The following is a 22,119-nucleotide window of genomic DNA, read 5'->3' as shown; positions in this document are numbered from 1 at the left end:
ATCGCCGTGGCCATCATGCTGCGCGCAGCGGGAAACAGCCTGGCCCCACCGCATCGAATTGTTTATAGGTCAGCACGAATTCCTGGTGACCCAGGTCTTCCGAGCGGCTCAGTTCTCCATTGGCCACGTTCAGCACGGCGGCGACAATCTCCGCGCCCACTTCCTCCAGGGTGGCTTCTCCTGTGAGTATCTTGCCGGCGTTGATATCCATGTCGTCGGCAAGACGCTCGAAGGTTTGCGGATTGGCGCACACCTTGATGACGGGCGAAATCGCCGAGCCCACCACGGAACCGCGGCCCGTGGTAAACAAGGTGATGTGGGCACCGCAGGAAATGAGTTCGACGATTTCCGCGTTGTCCGACACGTTCGGAAAACCGAAGCGCGGCTCGCCGTCCGGCACCACGTCGAGCAGGTACAGGCCGCCGCCGGCTGGCTGGTCGCCGGGTTTCAGAATGCCGACTATGGGTGAGGAACCGCTCTTGGCGTAGGCGCCCAGCGACTTTTCCTCCTGCGTGGTCAGGCCGCCATCGGCGTTCCCCGGCGAGAAGCTACCGTGCCCCATGATGGTGTAATAACGAGCGGCCTTGGCCACGGTCTCGACGATGGCATTGCCCAGGTCCGGACTGACGGCGCGCCGCTGCATGTGGTATTCGCAGCCCACCAGTTCGCCCGTCTCTTCGAAGATGCAGGGGCTGCCGGCCGCGATCAGGGTATCGAAAGCAACGCCGACGGCGGGGTTGGCGCTGATGCCGCTGGTGCTGTCGGAGCCGCCGCAGATGGTGGCGACGATCAGCTCATCTATCCCCATCGGCACGCGCTCTTGCCGCGCCAGATGCTCGAGGGCCCAGCCTATCCATTCCGTGCCGCTGCGCACGCTGGGACGCGTACCGCTGTTTTCCTGGATGGTGATCGTGTGGACCGGACGGTCGCTGTCGGCCACCGCGCTGGAAAGGCCATATTTATTAAAGCCTTCGCAGCCCAGCGACACCAGCAGCACGGCACCCACATTCGGGTGCGTCAGCAGGCGGCGCATCACCTGGTCCGCGTACTCGTTCGGGAAGCAGCCAGTAAAGCCGATCAGGTGCACGGGCTGGCCGGGAAAGGCGTTGACCATCAGGCGCGCCACGTGATGCGCGCATTCGACCATATAGGCCACCACCACGATATTGCGGATGCCCTTGCGGCCATCGGCGCGCAGGTAGCCCGACAGGGCGGGTGTCGTTACGGGAGCGTTCATGCTTGGTCGTCCTTGTCCAGGAAATGGTGGCCGTCCTGGCCCAGGGTAAACGTGGGGATGTAATCGCTTGCAAGGTTGTGCGTATGGATGTGCTCGCCGATGGCGACGGGGGCCGTGATGCTGCCGATCAGGGCGCCATAGCGCAACACCTTGTCGCCCACGGCCAGCGCGCGGCGCGCCACCTTGTGGCCGATCTGGATGTTTTGCGCCAGGGTGACTGGCTGGCCATCGATGGCCACGACGTCGCCGCAGGCCAGGGCTGTCCTGGCGATCAGGCAGTTGTCCTCGGGCGACATCAGCAGCAGGCTGGCAGGCGGGGAAGCGAGGCTCATGGCGCACCCTCCCCGGCAAAGGCTGCTAGGCGCCTGGCTGGCTCAGTTTTTCGCGCGTGCCTATCGAGGACAGCATGGTGCGGCGCGATGAATCCAGGTGCTCCTGCATGCACGCGAGCGCCTTCGGTATGTCGTGCTCCGCCAGCGCGCGCAAGATTGCCAGGTGCTCCTGCACCGCGTACTGGTTGCGGCCCTTTTCCTCGCCCTTGTCCCACTGGTAGTGATAGTGGAAGACAAACGAGACGATATCGTAGAAGCCCTGGGCGAAACGATTGTTCAGCAGGCCAATCAGGAAAGTGTGGAACTCGCGGTCCAGCGCCGGAAAGGCATTGTGGCGCGTGGCTATCCTGGCCGCCAGCTTCTCGTGCTGCTTGATCAGCCGCGCCAGTTCCGCATACGCCGGATCGCCATGCGGCAGGTGCGCAAACTGCTCCACGGCCGCCATTTCGAACATGCGCCGCATGTCCGCCAGTTCGGTGGCGAACGAGCGGTCGAACGCGCACAGGCGCCAGCCGCCGCGGGGCTTCTTTTCGATTAGGCCGAAGCGCGAAAAGCCGATCAAAAATTCGCGCACGCTGACGGTACTGGCACCCGCCTCGCGCGCCAGCTCCGCTTCCGAAAATTCCGCGCCGGGCGGCATGTCGCGCTGGTAGACGCGCTCCATCAGCACTTGCTGGATGCGCTCTGCCCCAGACTGCAATTCGGAGATATCGAAGTAGTCGCCCGGTATGGGCTTTCTCAGCAAGCGCCGGTCCGCCGGGCTGCCGATCAGCCGTCGCGTCGACAGGTAAGCGATCGCGCTGCGGATCGCCGTGCGGCTGCCCTGGCAGATGGTCGTCAGGAACTGCTCCGTCGGCAGCATCTCGCCCACTGCGACATTCTCTGCGAGAAATTGCAACAGCAGATTGGTACTGCGCTTGAAGACGGTGGCGGGTTTGGACATGGATGAATGAACGCGCTATGCCAGCGAAAAGGAAAGTGGATAAGTAGGCCATTTTAGTCGATATCGGATTGGATCGGCATGCCGAAAAAGAAACAACTGCGTTGACCGGGGCGTTCATGGCTGCGCTCCCGGCGCCAGCATGGCGCGCAGGCGCGGTTGCGCCAGGGCGGGACAGAGCTGCTGCGCCAGTGCCGCCACGGGCGCCATGCGGCGCTGGATTTTCCCGGCGTGGTGCTGGGCGATGTCGGCCAGGCGGTGCGCAAGGAAGGGGTTGCCGAAACGTTCCCTGACCTGCGCCACATAGGCCAGCGCGGCGTCACCGTGCGGCGTCCCCATGGCGGCAAACACGGGCAGCACCTCCTCCTGCCACACGGCTTCCAGCGAGGCGCGCATGCCACCATCTTCCATCGCCTCGCGCACCGTCATGCCAACCGGGCTGCCGCGCTCCATCCACAGCTGCGCCAGATAGGTATGGCCCAGGTTAAGCAGGAACAGCTTGCGCTGTTCATACTCGCGCAGACTGCCCGTCACCACCAGTTGCGGATGGCGGCACGGCAGCAGCATGCCCTCCTGCGCCTCGATGGCCCACAGCGCATAGGGCTCGGCCACCGCGCCTACCGGTTCGATCGGCTCGGAAACGATGCGGTCGACCAGGGAATTAATCCACAGGCAGCCCGTTTCCAGATAGGCGATGGCGTCTGGCGAAACCCGCCATTGCCGCGCCAGTGTCACGACCACCTGGCGCAGCACCTTCCCGTTATCGGCCACCAGTTCGCACGGAAAAATCGAGATGGGTGCGGCGCCGGCCAGGAAGCGCCCGTGCAACAGCACCAGCAGTTTGGCGGGGAAGCTGGCGGGGACGGCCGCGCCGTCGAGCATGCCGGCGTGGTCGGCGTCATCCAGCTGGTAGCCCGTGTCGCCCGTATTCGAGATAATCACGCACGCGGCCTGGGCCGCATCGCGCACCTGCCGCCAGTCGCTGCCGGCTTGCCAGGCTTGCGTGACAGCGTGGGAGCGGCGCTCTTCATCGACTGGCGCGCCATCCTGCCAGCCGCGGATGCGCACGGGATAGCCGCCGCCGCGGCGAAACGCCGCCACGCGCGCCGCGCCCTGCGCACTGTGCGTGGTCTGCACGATGGTGATATTGCCCAGCGCCTCGCCCTGGCTGGCCGCTTCGCTGACGAACAGGTCGGCGTGCGCCTGCAGGAAGCGGCTGGTGCCAAATTGAAGTATGGGGTTGGAATGCGCCATCTCAGACCTCGACGATGGCCTTGATGACGCCAGCCTCGGGCTGCATCCAGCGATCAAGCACGCCGGTAAAGTCGTCGAGCGTGGTGCGGTGGGTATTGAGCAGCGCGGTCGGCACCAGGCCTGCCTTCATGGCCGCCACCACTTCCTCGAAATCGTCGACGGTGGCGTTACGGCTACCCAGCAAGGTCGTTTCGCGCTTGTGGAATTCAGGGTCGGAAAAGGACAGGCGATCGCGCACGATGGAGACCAGCACGTAGCTGCCGCCGTGGGCGACAAAATCCAGGCCTCGCTCCATGGCGGCGATATTGCCAGTGGCGTCAAAGACCACGTCGAAAAATTCGCCGCCGGTGGCATCCGACAACTGCTCCTTGTCACCCTCGCCCAGCGCCACCGTGCGGACGATGCCCAGCGCCTCGCGGCAAAACTGCAGACGATCGGCGCGGCCATCGAGCACCGTCACCTCGGCGCCTTTCAGCGATGCGAACAGCATCACGGCCATGCCGATCGGGCCTGCACCCACCACCAGCACGCGCTTGGCTGCATCGACCGCGCCGCGCTTGACGGCATGCGCGCCGATGGCGAGAAATTCGATCATGGCCGCGTCGTCGAGCGAGATGCCTTCGGTCTTGAAGACAAAGCGCTCGGGCAGCGCCAAGTATTCGCTCATGCCGCCGTCGCGGTGCACGCCCAACACTTCGATGCGGGTGCAGCAGTTGGTCTTGCCCTGGCGGCACGCCACGCAGCTGCCGCAGGAAAGGTAGGGCATCACGTAGACCTGGTCGCCCACTGCCAGGCGCGAGCCGGCTGGCGCGCTGTCGATATGGCCGGACAATTCATGGCCCATCACGCGCGGGTAACTGAGGAAAGGCTGAGTGCCGCGGAAGATATGCATGTCGGTGCCGCAGATGCCTACGCGGCGTATGCGCAGCAGCACTTCGCCCTCGCCTGGCACGGGCACGGGGCGCTGCTCCATGCGCAAACTGCCGGGCGTATCGCAAACGATACTTTTCATCATGGTCGTCTCTCTCGCCGCCCGGATCTTGCCGGTGGCATATTATATTTAACGTACAACTCAACTGCGAAAAAAATCCGTCTGCGCGGATTATCTTTCCAGCCCGGCCAATGGCGCAACTTGCTGCGCCGCACAACGACTATTCCGTCATTCCACCTGACCCGAACCTGCTTGTTTGGCTGACGTCGTCATGCGGTTTTATAAATATACCGTACAAAAAAATGAAGGTCAACGGATTCTTTTTCCGTTTTTTTCAGGGTCCTCTGCTACATTCCTGCTTGACCCTGACGTAGCGTCAGGCGCCATCGTGGCTGCACGCACTGAAGAAAGGGAGAAGACGATGCTGTTGAAAATCGGTGAACTGGCCAGGCTCACGGGCCTCACTATCCGCACCCTGCACCACTACGACAGCATCGGCCTGCTCTCGCCTTCGGCGCGCACACCCGCTGGCTACCGCCTGTACCAGCACAGCGACATGGACCGGTTGCACCGGATCATGGCGCTGCGCAAGTTCGGGCTGTCGCTGGCCGAGATCGCCAACGCACTCGCCGGCCCGGATCTGCCCTTGAGCGCCATCGTGGCGCAGCAGATCGCCATGCTGGAGCGCCAGATCGCACAGGCATCCACCCTGCGCGCACGCCTGTGCACCTTGCAGGCGCAACTGGCGCAAGGGCAAGCCCCGGAACTGGCCGAGTGGCTCACCACGATGGAGTTAATGACCATGTACGACAAATACTTTAGTCACGAAGAACTGCAACAACTGCCGCTGCTGTCGGACGCGGCTGTGGAACAGGAATGGAAAGCACTGGTGGCAAGAGTGCGCGCCGCCAGGGACGCGGGCGCCGGCCCCGACGATGTCCAAGCACAAGCCCTGGCCACGGAGTGGATGGTCAAGCTGGTGCGCGACACGGGCGCCCACCCCGGCCTGTTCGCGCGCCTGAACGACATGCACGCGCAGGAGCCATCCATGCAAGCGACGACCAGCATCGATGCGGACTTGATGCAATTCATCATTGCCGCCTTCAATGCCTCGCGCATAGCGCTGTACCAGCCCTTCCTCGACGAACAGGAGTACGCATACCTCGTGGCCAACTATGGCAAGCGCTCTGGCGAGTGGCCGGCCCTGATCGCCGCCGTGCGCGCCGCCATGGATGCGCGCACGCCGCCCACCGCCCCGGCCGTGCTGCAACTGGCGCGGCAGTGGCTGGAGCTGTTCCGCTCCTATGCAGGCACGGACCCGGCCACGCAGCTGAAATTCCGCCAGGCGCACCAGCAGGAACCGCGTCTGATGGAAGGCAGCTTTGTCGACGGGGCCATGCTGCAATACCTGGGTGCGGCCATGACCGTGGTGGCGCTGGAGCGCCCTCGCAGTTAGTTGTCGTGCGGCACATCCAGGCAGTGGCCATGTAGAATCGGCCATCGCCAATCACCGGAAAACCCGATGCGCTGTTTTTTGCCACGTTCATTGCTTGTATGCCTGTCCCTGCCCGCCCTGAACGCCGCCATGGCGGCCGAGCCACCCGTGCAAGGGGTGTGGCAGGGCACCTTGGGCAAGGCCAATATCGTGGCCTGCTTCAACCAGCCCAGCCCCACGCAAGGGTCTGACCGCAGCGGCAATTATTACTACACGCGCTACAAGACGCCCATCATGCTGGCCAAGCCGAACGGCAAGAGCGACTGGAGCGAGTCCGATGCCAAGGGCGACACGACGGGCACGTGGTCATTGCATGTGCCGCAGGGCGGCAAGCAAAGTGACAAGCTCATCGGCACCTGGACAGCCCCGAAAAGCGGCAAGACCCTGCCGCTGGCCTTGACCCTGCTGGAAGCGGCAGGCGACCGCGACCATCCATCCTGCGCCAGCGACACCTACAACCTGGCGCTGGAAGACTTTCCCAGCACCAAGGTGAGTAAAGCCATTGCCTTCGAAGGCAAGCAATACCGCAACCTGCAAGTAGGCGACACCATCACCGTGGAATTGATGGCGCCCGGCGATGGCGTGGCGAAAATCAATACCCAACTGCGTGCCGTGCTGGCCAGGAACAAGAAAGACCTGGCCGACTTCTATGCCACGCGCCGCGAATACCTGGGCCGCAACGGCTTCACGACGGAAGACGAAGTGTATGCGGAGCCCACCTACTGGTCGCCGCGCTGGGTGACGATCAAGTTTTACCGCTGGCCGGCCGGCTATGGCGCCAATGGCATCTCCATCCGGTTCCGCACCTGGGACGTGAAAACGGGCCAGGAAACGGACGTGTGGAACTGGTTTGGCGCCAGCGCCAGCGATGGCGACGACAAGGCCGAATTGCCGGACCGCCTGCGGCAAGCCCTGTTCAAGGACGTCAAGATCGATGCCGAGTGCAAGGGCACGGATTACGACGGCCGCGGCCGCTTCCACCTGTCGCTGAAGCCGGAAGGCGTGTCCTTCTGGGAAGACTCGAACGGCAGCGGCTGCGAAAACGACTTCCTGCTGCCCTACAACAAGGTCGGCCCCTTCCTGACCGTCAAGGGCCGCGCCGCGCTCAGCGATTTGTTGCCAAAGAACTAGCCACCACCTCTGCTACCAGCTCCGCCGTGGCGGCCGCCAGGGTCCAGCCCAGGTGGCCATGGCCCGTGTTGTAGTACACACCCGGCGCCTTGCCCGCCCCCACTTTCGGCAGCATGGCCGGCAGCATGGGGCGCAAGCCCGCCCACGGGATCACCTTGCGCGTATTCACGCCAGGAAAACACTGCTCTACCCACTGCAGCAGCGGGCGAATGCGGTCGGCGCGGATATCGTAATTGATGCCATTGAATTCCGCCGTGCCCGCCACCCGCAGCCGGTCCTCGCCCAGGCGGCTGCTGACCAGCTTGGTGGCATCATCGAGCAGGCTGACCTTGGGCGCGGCCGCCTGGCTGGCTTCGTCGTCCAGCTGCACGGTGATCGAATAGCCTTTCACGGGATACACATTCACATGGTCTCCCAGCGATGCCGCCAGGGCGCGGCTGGCCGTGCCCGCGCAAATGACGACGGCGTCGAACAGGATACTGTCCTCACCCAGGCTGACACGCACCTTGCCGTGCTCGCGCGCCAGCGCCGTCACCTGTGCGCCATAGCGGCAGGCCACGCCCAGGCGGGCGCAGGCGTCGGCCAGGCCGCTGGTGAATTTGTGGATGTCGCCCGTGGAATCGCTGTCCGTGTAGTAGCCGCCGTAAAAGTCGCCGGTGAGGGTCGGTTCGATGGCGCGCATCTCCTGCGGCGTGACGGCGCGCCGCAGCAAGCCGCCCTGCGCCAGCAGGCGCGACACGCCGGCCGCCCGCTCGAAGCCGCGCCGGTCCCGGTAAATGTGCAGGATGCCGGCGCGGCGGTGATCGAAAGCGATGTTTTCTGTTTGCGCCCACGCAAACAATTGTTCGCGCGCGGCGATCGCCATGCGCGCCGTGGCGATCGTGTTGCGCTCGTAGTGCGGCATGGCGGCGAGAAATTGCGCAAACCAGCTCAGCTTGTGCCAGCCGGGAGTCGGATTGAGCAGCAGTGGTGCATCGCGCCGCGCCATCCATTTCAAGGCGTTCCATATCGTCGCCTTGTGGTTCCACACTTCCGCATGCGAGGCCGATAATTGCCCGCCATTCGCATACGATGTTTCCATGGCCGCATAGCGGTGGCGTTCGATCAGGGTGACATTGACGCCCCGTTTTGCCAGCGCGTAAGCGCTGGTGACGCCCGTGATGCCGCCGCCGATGACGGCCACGCGCTTCATGCCTTCGGCTCCACCTCAGTGACCACCTTATGCACGACGGTATCGCCCGCCTGCAAGACGCGTCCATCCTCGGCCAGCACGTCGATGCGGCGCACGGGCAAGCCTGAACCGCGCTGCAGCAGGGTGGAATGCGCCTCGCCCGCCTCGAACAGCTGCTCCTCGCTCCACTGCCGCAAACCGACGACGACGGGAAACAGCGCCAGCCCCTTTTGCGTCAGCACATATTCCTGGTAGGCCGTGCCGTCCGAGGCGGGCGCGACCGTAAAAATGCCCTCTTCCACCAGCGTATGCAGGCGGTCGGCCAGGATGTTCTTCGCCACGCCCAGGCTTTTCTGGAATTCGCCGAACCTGCGCATGCCGTCGAAGGCATCGCGCACGATCAGCAGCGACCAGCGCTCGCCGATGACGTCGAGCGCGCGCGCCACGGGACAGGGGTCGGTTTTCAGGCTTTTGCGCTTGGCCACGGGTAGTCTCCACGATTGAGTGGTTGCATTTTAAAACTTCCCCGCGTAGACTCCAACTGGTTTTAATTTGAAACCACTTATATACAACTCTATGCGCGACACAAACCCTCCCCTCACGACCGCACTTCCGCCCACCCTCGTCTGGCTGTTTGCAACGGCAGCCGGCCTCAGCGTGGCCAATGTGTATTACTCCCAGCCCTTGCTGGCTACCCTGGCGCACGAATTCGGCATGACGGACGCCGCCAGCGGCATGGTCATCACGGCCACGCAGATCGGCTGCGCGCTGGCCCTGCTGCTGCTCGTGCCCTTGGGCGACATGCTGAACCGGCGCCGTTTGACCCTGATCCAGCTGGGCCTGCTGGCCATCACCCTGGCGGCGCTGGGCTGCGCCCGCTCCACGGCCGCCCTGCTGGGCGGCATGCTGCTGGTGGGCTTGCTGGGCACGGCCATGACGCAAGGCTTGATTGCCTACGCGGCTAGCGCGGCGGCCAGCCACGAGCGGGGCCGGGTGGTGGGCATGGCGCAGGGCGGCGTGGTGATCGGCTTGCTGCTGGCGCGCACGCTGTCCGGCGTGGTGGCCGATCTCGCCGACTGGCGCGCCGTGTATTTCGTCTCGGCGGCCATGGCTTGCGCCCTGCTGTTGCTGCTGTGGCGCAAGCTGCCGCCAGCGCAGCCATCCAATCAGAAGCTGGCCTACGGCGCCCTGCTCGCCTCCATGCTGGACATGTTGATGCATAACAAGGTGTTGCGCGTGCGCGGCATGCTGGCCATGCTGATGTTTGCCGTGTTCAATATTTTCTGGAGTGCCCTGGTGCTGCCATTGACGGCGCAAGGCTATAGCCATGCGGCCATCGGCGCGTTTGGCCTGGTGGGCGTGATCGGCGCGCTGGGCGCGGCGCGTGCCGGGGCGCTGGCCGACAAGGGCCGCGCGCAATGGACGACGGGCGCGGCCCTGCTATTGCTGCTCGCTGCATGGCTGCCGCTCGGGTTTGCCGGTACGGCCCTGTGGCCCCTGATCGTCGGCATCATCGCGCTGGACCTGGCAGGGCAGGCCATCCACGTGACGAACCAGAGCCTGATTTTCAAACAGGACAGCGACGCGCACAGCCGCCTGGTGGCGTGCTACATGCTGTTTTATGCGGTGGGTAGCGGTGTGGGAGCGATTGCCGCCACCAGCGTGTATGCGCTGGCGGGCTGGCATGGGGTATGCGCGCTGGGCGCGGCGGTCAGCTTGCTCGCCCTGCTGTTCTGGCGGCTGACCTTGCCTGCTGAAAAAGCTTAGTTCAGCATGGCCGTGGCGGAGCCATGGCGGTAGGTTTTCAAGGCATCGGGCTGGATCTGGATCAGCGAACCGCTGACTTTAATCAAATGCAAGTCCGTCAACTGGTGCAGCACGCGCGACAGGGTGGCGGGCGCCAGGTTCAGGAACGATGCCAGCAGACTTTTCTTCAAGTCCAGCTTGACCTCGTTCGAACGCTGCTGGTCCGACGCCTGCAGCAGGTATTCGACCACGCGCTGGGTGGCGTTCTGCACGGAGCAGCGTTCCACGTTGCGGATAAAACCCATCAGGTGGTGCGACAGGCTGTTCATCATCTGGCGCGCGATGCGGGGCGACTGGTCCAGCAGGCGCAGCAGCGCGTGCGGCGGGATGCGCAGCAGCAGGCAGTGCTCAAGCGCTTCGGCGCAGAACGGGTACGGCTCATCGAGGAAAATCATGGCTTCGCCGAAGCTCTGGCCCGGGCGGATCAGTTCCAGTACCTTGTCGGTACCTTCCATGGAGAATACGCTCAGCTTGACGAGGCCGAAGACCACCACATAGGCGCCTTCCGCCACTTCGCCCTTGCGGAACAGCACTTTGCCTTTTTCCACTTCGACGCGCACGACATCCTGGCGCAATTGTTCTAATTGCGAAGGGGAAATATGGCGGAACAGAGCCTGGCTCGATAGCAAGCCATCGACGTTGACCTTATGCATGACACTCTCTTATTAGATTAGCGAATGACTAAGAGTGTAATGCGCAGGCACCGTCAAGGCCATACGTCAAAGGAACTAGGGTTGTCTAGGCCGGAACGCCATGCAGATCAAACAATCGCGCATTCCTCGTGGCCTATTTGCGCTTTGCTTGATTTTTATCTGCCCAGTTCGCGCTCGACCGCATACACGGCGATCTGCACGCGGCTGCTGAGCTTAAGCTTTTTGAGGATGTTTTGCACGTGGATTTTCACCGTGCTTTCGGCCACATCCAGCTGCCGCGCGATTTCCTTGTTGCTCAGCCCTTGCGCCAGGCAAGCCATGGCTTCGCGCTCGCGCGGCGTCAATTTGTCGTAGTCGGCCTGGGGCGCGTTCTGCCCCGCGCGGAACTGGGACACCAGCTTGGCCGTCATGGCGTCGGCAATCACGGATTCGCCGGCGGCGGCGCGGCAGATGGCCTGGCCCAGCTGTTCGGCTTCTATATTTTTCAGCAAGTAACCGCGTGCGCCCGCGCGCAGGGCAGCGCCCAGGTCGGCCGCGTTTTCGGACACGGTCAGCATCAGCACCACCATCTGCGGCATGTCCTGCAAGATCAGCTGCAGCGCTTCCACGCCCGTTACGCCGGGCATGTTCAAATCCATCAGTACCACGTCGGGCCGCAGCTCGGACGTCAGGCGCACGCCGTCAAGCCCGTTCGATGCCTCGCCCACCACCTGGAACAGAGGATTGCGCTGCAGCAGCAGCTTGACGCCGCTGCGCAGCAAGGTGTGGTCGTCGACCAGCAGGATTTTGATTGGAGCGTTCACGTATTTGTATCTTCTACCTGGTAGGAATGAATCTGATGTTACGCGGCCTGGCGCCGGGCTGCCGGCAAGGCCAGCGAGATCGTCGTGCCGCCGCCGGGCGTGCTGTCGATGGCAAATTGCGCACCGAGCCGCTCGGCTCTTTCCTGCATGATACGCAAGCCGATCTGCAACTCCGTTTTCTTGTCGCGCAGGTTGGCGGCGAAGCCTTCGCCATCGTCGCGCACCTGCAGCGCAAAATCGCGCCCGTTTTCCACGCGCAGCGCCACGTTGCTCGCTTGCGCGTGCTTGCGGATATTCGACAGCGCTTCCTGCACGATGAACAGGATCTGCAGCTGTTGCTCCGGCGCCAGCGGCGCGCCATTGCCGCTCATGTCCAGGGTGCCGACGACGCCCGTCTGCAGCTCGAACTTGGCCAGCACTTCGCTGAGTTTGCTTTCCAGGTCGCTGCCATGCCAGCGCGTGCGGAAATTGACCAGCAATTCACGCACATCCTGGTAGCTTTGCTCGACACCCATGCGCATCAGCGGCAGCACTTCAGCCGCCTCGTCGAGCTGGCCCCGGCGCACGGAATCGTCGAGCATCTGCACTTGCAGGCTGATGAAGTTCAAGCTTTGCGCGATGCTGTCATGCAAGCCTTCGGCCAGCAGGCTGCGTTCGCGCGCGACGGCAAATTCCTTCTCGCGCGCGATCAGGCGCTGGTTCTCGATGGCGATGCCCAGGCTCTGGCCCAGCGTCTCCAGCCAGCCCTGCTGCTGCGCATGCACGGCTTGCGGGCGCGCAAAGTGCAGCGAAAAACTGCCCACTACCTGCTCGCGCGCAAGGATGGGGAAAACGGCGATGGCGATAAAACCTTCGTCCTGGCAGCGGAAGCGCTGCAGCGCATCGACCTGGCGGAAATCGCGGATCTGGATCACGCCCTGCGCCACGGCAGCGCCACACAGGCAATCATTGTTGCGGATGCAATGTTCCTCTTCCACCATGGCGTCCGAAATGCCCTCATGCACGATGATGTGCACGGTATCGTGCTGGGGATCAAGGATGCGCACGGTGCCGCCTTCGGCTTGCGCAAACTGCATCACATGGCGCAGGAAGCCACGGCATAGCGCATCGATGGCGTGCTGGCCCGCCAGCAGGGTGGAGATCTCATGCAGGGTGGCCAACTGGCGTTCCTGCGCGGCGCTCAGGCCCGATTCGGCCTGCGCCAGGCGGCGCTGGCGCCAGCGCGAGGCTGGAAGTTGTTTGCGGGAAGGTTGACTGCGCGGCGCATGCATGAAAAACTCGAATCGATTCTAGGGAGGATAAACACCCGGCATGCTGGCACGCCGGGCAAGTGTGACGTTACAAACGGATTTCGGTGCCCAGCAGCTTGACGAACTGCGCCAGCCAGGCCGGATGCGCGGGCCAGGCCGGGGCAGTGACGAACTGGCCATCCGTGACGGCGTCCGTGACGGCGATGTCGGCATACGTGCCGCCCGCCAGTGTCACTTCCGGCGCGCAGGCGGGATAGGCGGAAATGCGCTTGCCGCGGATGACATCGGCCGCGGCCAGCAATTGCGCGCCGTGGCAGACGGCCGCGACAGGCTTGCCCGCGTCGGCAAAGTGGCGCACGGCGGCGATGACTTTCGCGTTCAGGCGCAGGTATTCGGGGGCGCGGCCGCCGGCGATCATCACGGCGTCATAGTCGGCCGGGTCGATCTCGTCGAAACTGGCGTTCAGGGTGAACAAATGCCCCGGCTTTTCCGTGTAGGTCTGGTCGCCCTCGAAATCGTGGATGGCCGTCTTGATCGTCTCGCCGCTTTTCTTGCCGGGACAGACGGCATGCACGGTATGGCCCAGCATCAGCAAGGCCTGAAACGGCACCATCGTTTCATAATCTTCTGCAAAATCGCCGGTCAAAAACAGAATTTTCTTCGCTGCCATTTAGTTCTCCTATGAAAGATTGATCCCGCATCCCTGCCTGCAGAATGCACCGCAAGGCGTATCTTAGCGCGACTTGGCAGCCATACTGGATATTTATCAAACTTTTGCGACTTGATCGAGGATTTTACAGGCTGAGGCAGAATTTTTTACAGGCTCGCAGGTCGAAGTGGGCATGGCGGTATGGCGGCATGGCGCGGCATATTCCGCCTCGTTGTCGACATCGGCACTCCACAGTAACGGGAACGGAAACGGGAATGGGCGCATGCCATCCCGCAGGCACACACGCGCTGGCGGGCTGAGGCCCTCCCCCGCGCGGCCAAACTATGGCAAGATCAAGCTTCCTTCATTCCACAGTGGAACTTGCCATGATTTTTGAAATTGCCCACATCCAGATCAAATCGGCCACGCATGACGCTTTCGAGGCGGCCGTCGCCAAAGCCGTGCCCCTGTTCCAGCGCGCGCGGCTGCGTATCGATGCGCCTGGAGCGCTCGATCGAAAACGGCGATGCCTACCGCCTGGTGGTGGGCTGGAGCACCCTGGAAGACCATACCGTGCATTTCCGCGGCAGCGACGACTTCCAGGCATGGCGCGGCCTGGTGGGCGAATTCTTTGCTGCCCCTCCCCAGGTCGAGCACATGAACACGGTGGTCGCAGGCTTCTAGACCGGTACTTGCACGGCAGGATGGTGAAACACCTGCCGAAGATAGGCAAGGAAGGTTTCATCCTTGCACAGGGTCTTGCCCGGCGAATCGGACAGTTTTGCCACCGACTGGCCATTGCAGCGCACCAGTTTCATGACGATGTTGAGCGGCGTCAAACCGACGTCGTTGGTGAGATTGGTGCCGATGCCAAAGCCCGTCATGATGCGGTCGGCGAAGTGCTGGTACAGGGCGAAGGCCTTGTCCAGGTCCAGACCGTCGGAAAACACGAGGCGCTTGGTGTTGGCGTCGATGCGCAGGGCCGCGTAGTGGGCCAGCGCCTTCTCTCCCCACTCGACGGGGTCGCCCGAATCGTGGCGCAAGCCGTCGAACAGCTTGGCGAAATACAGGTCGAAGTCGGCCAGAAAGGCGTCCATGCCCACCACGTCCGTCAGGGCGATGCCCAGGTCGCCCCGGTATTCCTGCACCCAGTCTTCCAGTGCGGCCTTTTGAAAGTCGCGCAGGCGCACGCCGAAGGACTGGAATGACTGCATGTATTCATGCGCCATCGTGCCGATCGGCACGATACCGAGCTTCTTCGCCAGGTACACATTCGACGTGCCCTTGAAATACTCAGGCACTTCATGCGCCAGGCGCTGCACCACCTCATCGTGCCAGGCGCCGGAAAAACGCCGGCGCACGCCGAAATCGGAAAACTCAAACGGATGCTTGCGCCGCGGCAGCTTGCCAAACTCCTTGACGGCCGCCACTTTCAAGCCCAGGCGGTGACGCCCTTCGCGCATGGCCACATCGAGGTCGAAGCGGCGGAAATACAGTTCATTAATGATATACAACACGAAAATCTCGAAACCCATCACGTGCACTTGCGGCCCGGCCGCATGCACGAGCAAGGTGTCGCCATCCGTGCTGACGTCGATGAACTTGCGCTGGAAGCGGAACACCGTCAAAAAGTCGACGAAATCGCTCTTCATGAAGCGCAGGGTGCGCAAATAGGCCAGCTCATCGTCGGCAAACGACATCGAGCACAGGTGGTCGAGCTGCTCTTCCAGCTCGACCTTCAGTTCGGCCAGTGGGAAGGCGGTCGCGTTGCGGCAGACAAATTCGTATTCGGTATGGGTGTTCGGATGACCGTGCAGCAATGCTTGCCACATTGTAAATTTATACAGATCGGTTTCCAGCAAACTGCGCACTATCGGGGTCATGTGTGTTTTCTCCAACTTCCTGAAGCCAGAATAGTACGCCACCGCAAGCATTTCAGCAGGGAACGCTCGACAGTGGCTCAGGCCAGCGCGTTGGACAGCAACTCGGGCAAGACCTCGGCGGACGACGCCAGGCGCGCGCCGCGCTCGTGCATGGCGGCAAGGAAGTCGCGCTGCTGCGCTGCAAAGCCCGTGACGGGACTCATGCAGTCGGTCAGCAGCACCAGTCGCGACAGGGCCGGCTTGCCTTGCTGCGCTTCCAGATAATCGGCGATGTGCTCGGTGCTGGCTTTCACGCAGTGGCTGCCCGCTTCGCCCGTGACATAGATCTGCTGCGCCGGCAGCAGGGTGGCGAGGAAATCCAGGTTGAGCTGGGTGGCCGCATCCTGGGCATCGGGCACTTCCGCCATGACGGCCGAGTAATGCTCGGTCCAGGGGTTGGAACCCTTGCTCAGCTTGGCGACCACTCGCAGCTGATCCACTTCCCAGGCGTTGTAGGCGGCGCGCACGGCCGCATGGATATTCTGGCCCCAGCTGCCGATCTCGCAATGCACGGGCCACACCATCAACTGGTAACGCCCCGCTTGCTGCAAGGCATCGAGGTAAGCCAGCGCGCGTGGCAAGGCGTCGCTGGCGGCGGGCAGGAACAGGCGGGCGCGCACCTGCTGCGCGCTGATCTGCGTAAACGGCGCGACGGGACCGCCATCGCCCGTGCGCCAGAAGGCGGGGTGGGCGATGTCATAGCGGTGGTGGGCGTCGAGGGTCACGCTGATCTGCGTCAAACCGCCGCCCCCTTCACGGATCAGCTGCGCCACGCGCAGCATGTCCTGGTGGGCGCCGGGCACGGCCAGGGCCGGTGCGGCACCTGGCGGCAGCCAGGTGGCAGGCAAGTCGCAAAAATCGTTTTGCGGGTCGATGACGAGCAGGTGCAGCTGGCGTTTCATGGCGGTCCTCGTGCGTGGCAGGAAGTTGCATCATAATGGCAACATCGCCATCATGCCAAACCAGAGGCCGCCATGAATATTCTCAATCACAATAACGTGCGTCCGAACAAATTACTCAACAGCAAATGGACGGCCGTCACGCCAGCCAACAAGGAAAAACACTTCCTCGTCATCAAGCTATGCGCAACGGACACGCCCGATGAGCCCGTCACGCACGTGGCGCTGGAAGCCGTGCATTCCGGCCGCGTGCAAATCCTGCCATGGCGCGCGCTGCAGGATGCGGCGCAATGGCATCAGGGATGGAAAACATAGCGGCGCTGGCGCCGCTCGACCAGCTTGACGGCCACCTCGCCCGCTTCCGTCATGGCGTCCGCTTCCGTTGTAAACTGGTGGTCGGCCGACACCCGGCGCTTGCGCACCAGATTCACCCGATGCATGGGGTTGGACGAGGGGGCATAGATGGCGACGTACGCGCCCCACAGCTTGCAGCCGCGCAGGCGCTCTGCCGTGTAATTCACCTCATAAAAATCAACATACTTTATCGGCACGATGTGCGCTCCAAAAATGACATGGCCGGACAGCTTGTCTCTACGGACTGACGCGGTAAAGGGTAAAACCATGCGCTCGCGATTGATCAGGATACTCAATTCAGCTCTCTTTTTATCACGCGGCACAGGAGAAAAGGGATGCATGACTACATCATCTTCATGCATGACGACAGACAAGCATCTGCTTGCACCAGCCAGGCCGGTGACAGCACACTTGTCAGGCTAACTACGTGTGCAAGCTGAAAGTATAGACGATGCGAAAAAATTATTACTGGGCAACTCCGTACTGAACGCAGCTGGCACGGCGGCAATGCGCGCACTGCCGCGCGACTGACGCGGCATGGCTGGGGCCTACTTTCCTGCCTCGGCAGCGGGATGCATGGACCAGACAACGCTGAGGATTTTCCATTCGCCATCGCGCTTGACCAATTGCCACGCTTCCACGCCATAGTTGGACAATTTTTCGCCGACGAGGAATTCATAGTCGAAGTTGACCCACGCCACATGGCGGTCCTGGGTGATCTTGACGTTGTAGAATTTTTCTTCCGTGCGCTGCGGTTCGCGCTTGATGAAATTGGCGAAACCGACGTAGCCGGCCGCCCCGACGCCGTCGAAGTGGACGTCTGTCGTGTCGCGCATCTTCTTGATGAAAGCATCGTCAGCCGGCGAGGCGAACAAAATGTTCGTGTTCAGCATCAGCGACGACAGCAGCTTGACATCCTTGGCGATCAGGGCCGCCTGGAAGTCGGCGACGACTTTTTCGATGGCGCGGATATCTTCGGGCGTGGAAGCGTGGCGGCCCACGTGAGGCGGCGCCACTGGCCCGGTTTGCGCTTGCGCAATGCCTGCCGCCAGCAGGGAACACCCGAACAATACTGCGCTTGCCAACTTGTGCATGGGGGACTTTCATGGCGAACCGTTCGCCGGCCTGGCACGGGGCGTGCCGCCGGCAAGCTTATGTCAACCATGGCAGATTGGCAATCCCCCTGAAGACCTAGTTCAGGTGGCCAGGGCCTCGATCGAGGCACGGCCCCTGGCAATCGCGCTGGCGACGGCATCCTCGCCCATGGCCACGCCTTCGGCTTGCACGAACTCGATGTCGGTAATGCCGATGAAGCCCAGCGCCGTGCGCAGATAGGTGCTCAGGTAGTCATACGCGGCACCGGGGCCTGCACTGTAGACGCCGCCGCTGGCCGTGAAAATAACAGCTTTCTTGCCCGTGGCCAGACCGACGGGGCCGGTCGCCGTGTACTGGAAAGTGCGGCCCGCGCGCGCCACGTGATCGATCCACGCCTTCAGGGTCGAAGGTACGGAAAAGTTGTACATGGGCGCGGCCAGCACCAGCACGTCGGCGGCCAGCAATTCATCGACCAGGGTATCGGACAATTGCACCGCCGCTGCTGCCTGCGCGCTGCGCTGCGCTGCCGGCGTGAAGAAGGCGCCCATCACCTCTTCCGTCAGGTGCGGCACGGGCTGCGCGGCCAGGTCGCGCTCGACGACGCTGGCCCCTTGGGCGGTCAGTTTCGCCACGAATTCGCCGGACAATTGGCGCGACAGGGAACCGCTGTTGCGCACGCTGCTATTGATGTACAAGACCTTGCTCATGAATTGCTCCTATGGATATGGATGACGGGATGGGCCACGTCGCAGCCCTTGCACACAGCATAGTTCGGGTCTACCATCGATGAAACCGTATAAATATAAATGTTTAGCATCGAAATTTTAGATAGGGAGTTCCCATGAGAGAACCGGGCCAACCTTCGCTCGACCAGTTGCGCGTGTTCGTCGCCGTCATCGACGCGGGCGGCTTCGCCCACGCGGCGCGCCAGCTGCACCGCACGCAGTCGGTGATCAGCTACACCATCGCCAACCTGGAAGAACAACTGAATGTGGTGCTGCTCGACCGCGGCAAGCGCAAGCCCACCCTGACGGATGCGGGCAAGGCCCTGCTGGCCGACGCGCGCGCAGTGGCCTTGAAGGTGGACGGCATGCGCGCGCGCGCCAAGGCCCTGGCCGGCGGGCTGGAGGCGGAAGTGTCGGTGGTGGTCGACGTCATGTTTCCCACTTGCGTGCTGGTGCGCGTCCTGGAATCGTTCCAGGCGCAGTTCCCCACCGTCGCCCTGCGGCTGCGCATTGAAGCCATGGGCGCCGTGGCGCAGCTGGTGATGGATGGCAGCTGCCACATCGGCCTCGGTGGCTGGATGACGGCCACGGCCAGCGTCTTCGAGCGCCTGGCCGTGGGCCACGTGCGACTGATTCCCGTGGCCGCGCCCAGCCACGCGCTGGCGCAGCTGGAAGGGCCGATTGCCTCCAACGTGGCGCGCGAACACGTGCAGCTGGTGCTCAGCGACCGCAGCGACCTGACGCAGGGCCAGGATTTCGGGGTGCTGGGATTGCGCAACTGGCGCCTGGGCGACCTCGGTTCCAAGCATGCCTTGTTGCGTGCGGGCCTGGGCTGGGGCAACATGCCCGAAGCGATGGTGCGCGACGACCTGGCAGAAGGCCGCCTGGTACACCTGCCGCTGGCCGTCGACAAGGGCGAGAGTTATCCGATTTACCTGATCCAGCGCGCCGACACGCCGCCCGGCCAGGCGGGCAAGTGGCTGACCGAGCGCTTTGCGGAGCAGCTGCCGCTGCTGGCGCAGGGGTTTTAGAAGCGCTCGGGGACGGGTATCATGCCTGAGCAAACCCCAAACAACTGCTGGGGTCAGACCCGTCGGGTCTGACCCCGATTTCAGACACAACCTTGAAGAGATTCACATGGCCGGCATCGACGACTTCGTCAACAAACAAAAACCTGGCGCGCGCTTCGTCATCACGGCGCAGATGCTGCGCATGACGCCGCAGCAATTCGACTCGCTAGCGCAGGAATGGATGGAAGACGGTGGCCCAGGCTTCGACGTGGCCGGCATCCCGCACCGGGTGGTCGTCGACGGGCAGTTTTATATCGCCAGGCTCACCGTGACACGCCACGGCGAGCCGGCATAAGGGCAAATGGTCTAATCGACGCCCAGCACGTGCAGACGGCGCCGCAGGCGCGCCACTTCTTCCGACAAATCGACCACCAGCCCGGCCAGTTCGGCGTTCGCATCGAACACGGATTCGATTTCGTGCAGACGGCGCGCGCGCACCAGATCCAGGCTGGTGAAGCGCCAGGCAGTCAGCTGCCCCGCTGGCGGGCCATTTTGCAGCAGCACGCCCGTCTGCACATGCTGCACCACCCAGTCCGGCTCCACGGCGCAGGCGCACGCCAGTTCCTCCAGGCTCAGGGCACGATCTTCGAGCAGTTCGCCAATTACCTTGTTTGTCATGATTTACCCTCCCAGCTTCTGGCGCGGATTGAAAGCCATCTCGCGCGCCATGGTTGCGTACAGTTCGCGCGCCTTGTCATCGTTCGCCGGCGGCAGCACCACTTCCAGCAGCAGATACAGGTCGCCCGGCTGGGCGGCGGGAATGCCGCGCCCTTTCAGGCGCAGCTTGCGCCCCGTCTGCGAATTGGGCGGCACGGTGACGGCCACCGTGCCCGATGGCGTGGGCACGGCAATTTCGCCGCCCAGCGCCGCTTCCCATGGCGTGACGGGCACCGTCTCGAACACGTCGCGCCCTTCCACCTTGTAGCGCGCATCCGTCTGGAAGCGGATTTCCAGATACAGGTCGCCGGCCGGCGCACCGCCGCTGCCCGGGTTCCCTTGCCCCTTCATGCGCAGCTGCTGGCCCTCCGTGACGCCTTTCGGTATCGTCACTTCCAGGGTGCGCTCGCGCGTCACCACATGGCCCTGCGCGTCAGCTTCGGGCATGCGCATGACGATGTGGCGCTTGGCGCCGTGATAGCTGTCGTGCAAATCGATGGTGATGGCGGCGTGGCTGTCCTCGCCCTGCATCTGGAAACTGCCGCCGGCGCGGCGGCGCCCGCCCACGTGGGCAAACAGGTCGGCAAAGAAGTCGCTGTCGTCGGCTCCCGACGATTCGTAGCCCGAACCCCAGTCTGGCGGCGGACGGAAGGGCTGGCCCTGCGCGCCCTGGTTGCGACCCAGTTCATCGTAGGCGGCGCGCTTTTCCGCGTCGCCCAGCACGCCGTAAGCTTCATTCAGGGCCTTCGTGCGCTTGTCGGCGTCCGGCTCCTTGCTCACGTCGGGGTGGTATTTGCGTACCAGCTTGCGGTAGGCCTTCTTGATCTCGGCCTCGGTCGCCGTCTTTTCGACGCCAAGCTCCTTGTAGTAGTCCTTGTATTCCACCGTGCTTGCTCCCCATGGTTGAACTGCCTATGGGAAGAGTACACGAATTGGCGGCGACATAGCGTGCGCACAATACAACAGCGCCCGCGGGACACAGGTCGCGCGGGCGCTTAAAGTGGCAGCGAAAAAAGCCTAGCGCACGCGGCGCAGCGAGGATATGCGGCGGTCGAGGCCACCGTGCAGGCGGCCGTAGCTGCCTGGCCCCATTACCACGCAGCGGCCACGGAAGTTGGCATCGACGCAGAATTCCCAGCGGCCGTAGTTGACGACGATCGATTCGGCGCGGTCGTTGAAGCCATAGCGGCTCAAGTCGCGCACTTCGCGGTCCAGGCGCACGGGCCGGCCGCGCATGCCGGCATCAGGAAACATCAGCACGGCGCCATTCATGTCGGGACGGTGTCCGCCGCCATGGCCTGGATAACCGGGATGAGGACGCTCCGGCTCCGGACGCGGAGGGCGCGGCGGATAGGGACGGTGATCGCCGCCGCCATGGCCCGGGCGGCCCACTTCGCGCACGGAAGAAACGGCGTCGTTCATGCCCGGCATGCTGTCGTAGCGGCCAGGCTGCAGCACGCGGCAGTTGCCCCGGTAATTGGCGTCCTTGCACACTTCCCAGGTGCCCGAGCGCACGATGATGCTGGAGGTCTTGTCGTTAAAGCCCATGCGCGACAGGTCGCCCATATCGGAACGCAAAGTGACCGGGCGGCCCCGGAAACCGGCGTCCTCGAACAGGGTGATTTCGCCCGCGGATGCGGCAAGGGGGACGAGGAAGGTGGCGGCGCACAGCAGCGCGGGGCGGAAAGATCGAACCATGACAACTCCAATACTGTTTACATTTTCGCCAGTGTAGTCCGGGCGGC

25 protein-coding genes and 1 pseudogene are annotated in these 22,119 nt (G+C 63.3%); 7 read left to right on the top strand and 19 right to left on the bottom strand.

Features of this window, described 5'->3' with window-relative positions; genetic code table 11:
* Positions 1-13 precede the first annotated feature (13 nt).
* The 5 genes from ACQ4WZ_RS20075 to ACQ4WZ_RS20055 all read right to left on the bottom strand — a co-directional run bounded on the left by ACQ4WZ_RS20075 (position 14) and on the right by ACQ4WZ_RS20055 (position 4,775).
* On the bottom strand, positions 14-1,237 hold the full coding sequence (locus tag ACQ4WZ_RS20075; RefSeq protein ID WP_101484220.1) for a UxaA family hydrolase: 1,224 nt from the start codon (positions 1,235-1,237) through the stop codon (positions 14-16).
* Positions 1,234-1,569, bottom strand: coding sequence for a UxaA family hydrolase (locus ACQ4WZ_RS20070; protein ID WP_436574334.1), 336 nt, complete (start codon positions 1,567-1,569; stop codon positions 1,234-1,236). The genes ACQ4WZ_RS20075 and ACQ4WZ_RS20070 overlap by 4 nt, the downstream gene beginning before the upstream one ends.
* Before the next feature lie 25 nt (positions 1,570-1,594).
* Positions 1,595-2,512 carry a GntR family transcriptional regulator gene (locus ACQ4WZ_RS20065; RefSeq protein ID WP_101484218.1) on the bottom strand — a complete coding sequence of 306 codons (918 nt, stop codon included), beginning with the start codon at positions 2,510-2,512 and terminating at the stop codon, positions 1,595-1,597.
* A gap of 114 nt (positions 2,513-2,626) precedes the next feature.
* Complete coding sequence (locus ACQ4WZ_RS20060) at positions 2,627-3,763, bottom strand: mannitol dehydrogenase family protein (protein ID WP_436574333.1); 1,137 nt, start codon at positions 3,761-3,763, stop codon at positions 2,627-2,629.
* A gap of 1 nt (position 3,764) precedes the next feature.
* Positions 3,765-4,775 (bottom strand): zinc-binding alcohol dehydrogenase family protein, encoded by a 1,011-nt coding sequence (locus ACQ4WZ_RS20055; RefSeq protein WP_101484899.1) that lies wholly within the window; start codon positions 4,773-4,775, stop codon positions 3,765-3,767.
* Between the two features lie 340 nt (positions 4,776-5,115).
* On the opposite strand from ACQ4WZ_RS20055, the gene ACQ4WZ_RS20050 reads away from it, so the two are divergent.
* On the top strand, positions 5,116-6,150 hold the full coding sequence (locus ACQ4WZ_RS20050) for a MerR family transcriptional regulator (RefSeq protein ID WP_436574332.1): 1,035 nt from the start codon (positions 5,116-5,118) through the stop codon (positions 6,148-6,150).
* Positions 6,151-6,216: 66 nt separating this feature from the next.
* Positions 6,217-7,320: a hypothetical protein gene (locus ACQ4WZ_RS20045; protein WP_436574331.1), complete on the top strand. Its 1,104-nt coding sequence runs from the start codon at positions 6,217-6,219 to the stop codon at positions 7,318-7,320.
* On the opposite strand, the gene ACQ4WZ_RS20040 is transcribed toward ACQ4WZ_RS20045, so the two are convergent.
* Positions 7,295-8,512: a D-amino acid dehydrogenase gene (locus tag ACQ4WZ_RS20040; protein WP_436574330.1), complete on the bottom strand. Its 1,218-nt coding sequence runs from the start codon at positions 8,510-8,512 to the stop codon at positions 7,295-7,297. The genes ACQ4WZ_RS20045 and ACQ4WZ_RS20040 overlap by 26 nt on opposite strands.
* On the bottom strand, positions 8,509-8,976 hold the full coding sequence (locus tag ACQ4WZ_RS20035; protein ID WP_436574329.1) for a winged helix-turn-helix transcriptional regulator: 468 nt from the start codon (positions 8,974-8,976) through the stop codon (positions 8,509-8,511). Before ACQ4WZ_RS20035 ends, ACQ4WZ_RS20040 begins: the two co-directional genes overlap by 4 nt.
* Before the next feature lie 91 nt (positions 8,977-9,067).
* Between ACQ4WZ_RS20035 and ACQ4WZ_RS20030 the strand changes: the two genes are divergently transcribed.
* Positions 9,068-10,258, top strand: coding sequence for an MFS transporter (locus tag ACQ4WZ_RS20030; RefSeq protein WP_436574328.1), 1,191 nt, complete (start codon positions 9,068-9,070; stop codon positions 10,256-10,258).
* Here ACQ4WZ_RS20030 and ACQ4WZ_RS20025 read toward each other — a convergent pair.
* The 4 genes from ACQ4WZ_RS20025 to ACQ4WZ_RS20010 form a co-directional block, all read right to left on the bottom strand.
* A complete protein-coding gene (locus ACQ4WZ_RS20025) occupies positions 10,255-10,950 on the bottom strand; it encodes a Crp/Fnr family transcriptional regulator (protein WP_034759676.1) in 696 nt (231 codons plus the stop codon). The two genes, ACQ4WZ_RS20030 and ACQ4WZ_RS20025, sit on opposite strands and share 4 nt — an antisense overlap.
* Before the next feature lie 155 nt (positions 10,951-11,105).
* Positions 11,106-11,753 (bottom strand): response regulator, encoded by a 648-nt coding sequence (locus ACQ4WZ_RS20020; RefSeq protein ID WP_133993847.1) that lies wholly within the window; start codon positions 11,751-11,753, stop codon positions 11,106-11,108.
* Between the two features lie 38 nt (positions 11,754-11,791).
* Complete coding sequence (locus ACQ4WZ_RS20015; protein ID WP_101484209.1) at positions 11,792-13,024, bottom strand: GAF domain-containing sensor histidine kinase; 1,233 nt, start codon at positions 13,022-13,024, stop codon at positions 11,792-11,794.
* 67 nt (positions 13,025-13,091) lie between these two features.
* Positions 13,092-13,673, bottom strand: coding sequence for a DJ-1/PfpI family protein (locus ACQ4WZ_RS20010; RefSeq protein ID WP_101484208.1), 582 nt, complete (start codon positions 13,671-13,673; stop codon positions 13,092-13,094).
* Positions 13,674-14,038: 365 nt separating this feature from the next.
* On the opposite strand from ACQ4WZ_RS20010, the pseudogene ACQ4WZ_RS20005 reads away from it, so the two are divergent.
* Positions 14,039-14,336, top strand: a pseudogene (locus ACQ4WZ_RS20005) (antibiotic biosynthesis monooxygenase family protein).
* Here the strand turns inward: ACQ4WZ_RS20005 and pncB are convergent.
* Together pncB and ACQ4WZ_RS19995 are read right to left on the bottom strand one after the other, a co-directional pair.
* Entirely contained in the window at positions 14,333-15,535 is a 1,203-nt protein-coding gene (gene pncB, locus ACQ4WZ_RS20000) for a nicotinate phosphoribosyltransferase (RefSeq protein ID WP_133993849.1), read from the bottom strand. The pseudogene ACQ4WZ_RS20005 and the gene pncB overlap by 4 nt on opposite strands.
* Before the next feature lie 77 nt (positions 15,536-15,612).
* Entirely contained in the window at positions 15,613-16,476 is an 864-nt protein-coding gene (locus ACQ4WZ_RS19995) for a cysteine hydrolase family protein (RefSeq protein ID WP_436574327.1), read from the bottom strand.
* A gap of 72 nt (positions 16,477-16,548) precedes the next feature.
* On the opposite strand from ACQ4WZ_RS19995, the gene ACQ4WZ_RS19990 reads away from it, so the two are divergent.
* Positions 16,549-16,788: a TIGR02450 family Trp-rich protein gene (locus ACQ4WZ_RS19990; RefSeq protein ID WP_436574326.1), complete on the top strand. Its 240-nt coding sequence runs from the start codon at positions 16,549-16,551 to the stop codon at positions 16,786-16,788.
* On the opposite strand, the gene ACQ4WZ_RS19985 is transcribed toward ACQ4WZ_RS19990, so the two are convergent.
* The 3 genes from ACQ4WZ_RS19985 to ACQ4WZ_RS19975 form a co-directional block, all read right to left on the bottom strand.
* A complete protein-coding gene (locus ACQ4WZ_RS19985) occupies positions 16,770-17,201 on the bottom strand; it encodes a hypothetical protein (protein ID WP_436574325.1) in 432 nt (143 codons plus the stop codon). The genes ACQ4WZ_RS19990 and ACQ4WZ_RS19985 overlap by 19 nt on opposite strands.
* Positions 17,202-17,375: 174 nt before the next feature.
* Entirely contained in the window at positions 17,376-17,921 is a 546-nt protein-coding gene (locus tag ACQ4WZ_RS19980; protein WP_436574324.1) for a nuclear transport factor 2 family protein, read from the bottom strand.
* A 102-nt stretch (positions 17,922-18,023) separates the two neighbouring features.
* On the bottom strand, positions 18,024-18,629 hold the full coding sequence (locus ACQ4WZ_RS19975) for an FMN-dependent NADH-azoreductase (RefSeq protein WP_436574323.1): 606 nt from the start codon (positions 18,627-18,629) through the stop codon (positions 18,024-18,026).
* Positions 18,630-18,763: 134 nt separating this feature from the next.
* Here ACQ4WZ_RS19975 and ACQ4WZ_RS19970 point away from each other — a divergent pair, with 134 nt between their 5' ends.
* Complete coding sequence (locus ACQ4WZ_RS19970) at positions 18,764-19,678, top strand: LysR family transcriptional regulator (protein ID WP_133993859.1); 915 nt, start codon at positions 18,764-18,766, stop codon at positions 19,676-19,678.
* Positions 19,679-19,784: 106 nt separating this feature from the next.
* Complete coding sequence (locus ACQ4WZ_RS19965; RefSeq protein WP_101484199.1) at positions 19,785-20,012, top strand: hypothetical protein; 228 nt, start codon at positions 19,785-19,787, stop codon at positions 20,010-20,012.
* An 11-nt stretch (positions 20,013-20,023) separates the two neighbouring features.
* Here the strand turns inward: ACQ4WZ_RS19965 and ACQ4WZ_RS19960 are convergent, their stop codons facing one another.
* From ACQ4WZ_RS19960 to ACQ4WZ_RS19950, 3 genes are all read right to left on the bottom strand, one after another.
* On the bottom strand, positions 20,024-20,335 hold the full coding sequence (locus ACQ4WZ_RS19960; RefSeq protein WP_436574322.1) for a chaperone modulator CbpM: 312 nt from the start codon (positions 20,333-20,335) through the stop codon (positions 20,024-20,026).
* Positions 20,336-20,338: 3 nt separating this feature from the next.
* Positions 20,339-21,259 carry a DnaJ C-terminal domain-containing protein gene (locus ACQ4WZ_RS19955; RefSeq protein ID WP_101484198.1) on the bottom strand — a complete coding sequence of 307 codons (921 nt, stop codon included), beginning with the start codon at positions 21,257-21,259 and terminating at the stop codon, positions 20,339-20,341.
* 132 nt (positions 21,260-21,391) lie between these two features.
* Complete coding sequence (locus tag ACQ4WZ_RS19950; protein WP_436574321.1) at positions 21,392-22,072, bottom strand: beta/gamma crystallin family protein; 681 nt, start codon at positions 22,070-22,072, stop codon at positions 21,392-21,394.
* Between the last annotated feature and the right edge of the window lie 47 nt (positions 22,073-22,119).

Source organism: Janthinobacterium darwini, from assembly GCF_051380905.1.
Lineage (GTDB): Bacteria > Pseudomonadota > Gammaproteobacteria > Burkholderiales > Burkholderiaceae_D > Janthinobacterium.
Note: the sequence above shows the minus strand (reverse complement) of the source record. Positions and strands in the feature narration are given on the sequence as shown.

What these genes read in the sequence shown, in the direction of transcription:
- ACQ4WZ_RS20075 (WP_101484220.1), bottom strand. Translation starts at nt 1,237, where the DNA reads ATGAACGCTCCCGTAACGACACCCGCCCTGTCGGGCTACCTGCGCGCC.
- ACQ4WZ_RS20070 (WP_436574334.1), bottom strand. Translation starts at nt 1,569, where the DNA reads ATGAGCCTCGCTTCCCCGCCTGCCAGCCTGCTGCTGATGTCGCCCGAG.
- ACQ4WZ_RS20065 (WP_101484218.1), bottom strand. Translation starts at nt 2,512, where the DNA reads ATGTCCAAACCCGCCACCGTCTTCAAGCGCAGTACCAATCTGCTGTTG.
- ACQ4WZ_RS20060 (WP_436574333.1), bottom strand. Translation starts at nt 3,763, where the DNA reads ATGGCGCATTCCAACCCCATACTTCAATTTGGCACCAGCCGCTTCCTG.
- ACQ4WZ_RS20055 (WP_101484899.1), bottom strand. Translation starts at nt 4,775, where the DNA reads ATGAAAAGTATCGTTTGCGATACGCCCGGCAGTTTGCGCATGGAGCAG.
- ACQ4WZ_RS20050 (WP_436574332.1), top strand. Translation starts at nt 5,116, where the DNA reads ATGCTGTTGAAAATCGGTGAACTGGCCAGGCTCACGGGCCTCACTATC.
- ACQ4WZ_RS20045 (WP_436574331.1), top strand. Translation starts at nt 6,217, where the DNA reads ATGCGCTGTTTTTTGCCACGTTCATTGCTTGTATGCCTGTCCCTGCCC.
- ACQ4WZ_RS20040 (WP_436574330.1), bottom strand. Translation starts at nt 8,512, where the DNA reads ATGAAGCGCGTGGCCGTCATCGGCGGCGGCATCACGGGCGTCACCAGC.
- ACQ4WZ_RS20030 (WP_436574328.1), top strand. Translation starts at nt 9,068, where the DNA reads ATGCGCGACACAAACCCTCCCCTCACGACCGCACTTCCGCCCACCCTC.
- ACQ4WZ_RS20025 (WP_034759676.1), bottom strand. Translation starts at nt 10,950, where the DNA reads ATGCATAAGGTCAACGTCGATGGCTTGCTATCGAGCCAGGCTCTGTTC.
- ACQ4WZ_RS20015 (WP_101484209.1), bottom strand. Translation starts at nt 13,024, where the DNA reads ATGCATGCGCCGCGCAGTCAACCTTCCCGCAAACAACTTCCAGCCTCG.
- ACQ4WZ_RS20010 (WP_101484208.1), bottom strand. Translation starts at nt 13,673, where the DNA reads ATGGCAGCGAAGAAAATTCTGTTTTTGACCGGCGATTTTGCAGAAGAT.
- pncB (WP_133993849.1), bottom strand. Translation starts at nt 15,535, where the DNA reads ATGACCCCGATAGTGCGCAGTTTGCTGGAAACCGATCTGTATAAATTT.
- ACQ4WZ_RS19995 (WP_436574327.1), bottom strand. Translation starts at nt 16,476, where the DNA reads ATGAAACGCCAGCTGCACCTGCTCGTCATCGACCCGCAAAACGATTTT.
- ACQ4WZ_RS19990 (WP_436574326.1), top strand. Translation starts at nt 16,549, where the DNA reads ATGAATATTCTCAATCACAATAACGTGCGTCCGAACAAATTACTCAAC.
- ACQ4WZ_RS19980 (WP_436574324.1), bottom strand. Translation starts at nt 17,921, where the DNA reads ATGCACAAGTTGGCAAGCGCAGTATTGTTCGGGTGTTCCCTGCTGGCG.
- ACQ4WZ_RS19975 (WP_436574323.1), bottom strand. Translation starts at nt 18,629, where the DNA reads ATGAGCAAGGTCTTGTACATCAATAGCAGCGTGCGCAACAGCGGTTCC.
- ACQ4WZ_RS19970 (WP_133993859.1), top strand. Translation starts at nt 18,764, where the DNA reads ATGAGAGAACCGGGCCAACCTTCGCTCGACCAGTTGCGCGTGTTCGTC.
- ACQ4WZ_RS19965 (WP_101484199.1), top strand. Translation starts at nt 19,785, where the DNA reads ATGGCCGGCATCGACGACTTCGTCAACAAACAAAAACCTGGCGCGCGC.
- ACQ4WZ_RS19960 (WP_436574322.1), bottom strand. Translation starts at nt 20,335, where the DNA reads ATGACAAACAAGGTAATTGGCGAACTGCTCGAAGATCGTGCCCTGAGC.
- ACQ4WZ_RS19950 (WP_436574321.1), bottom strand. Translation starts at nt 22,072, where the DNA reads ATGGTTCGATCTTTCCGCCCCGCGCTGCTGTGCGCCGCCACCTTCCTC.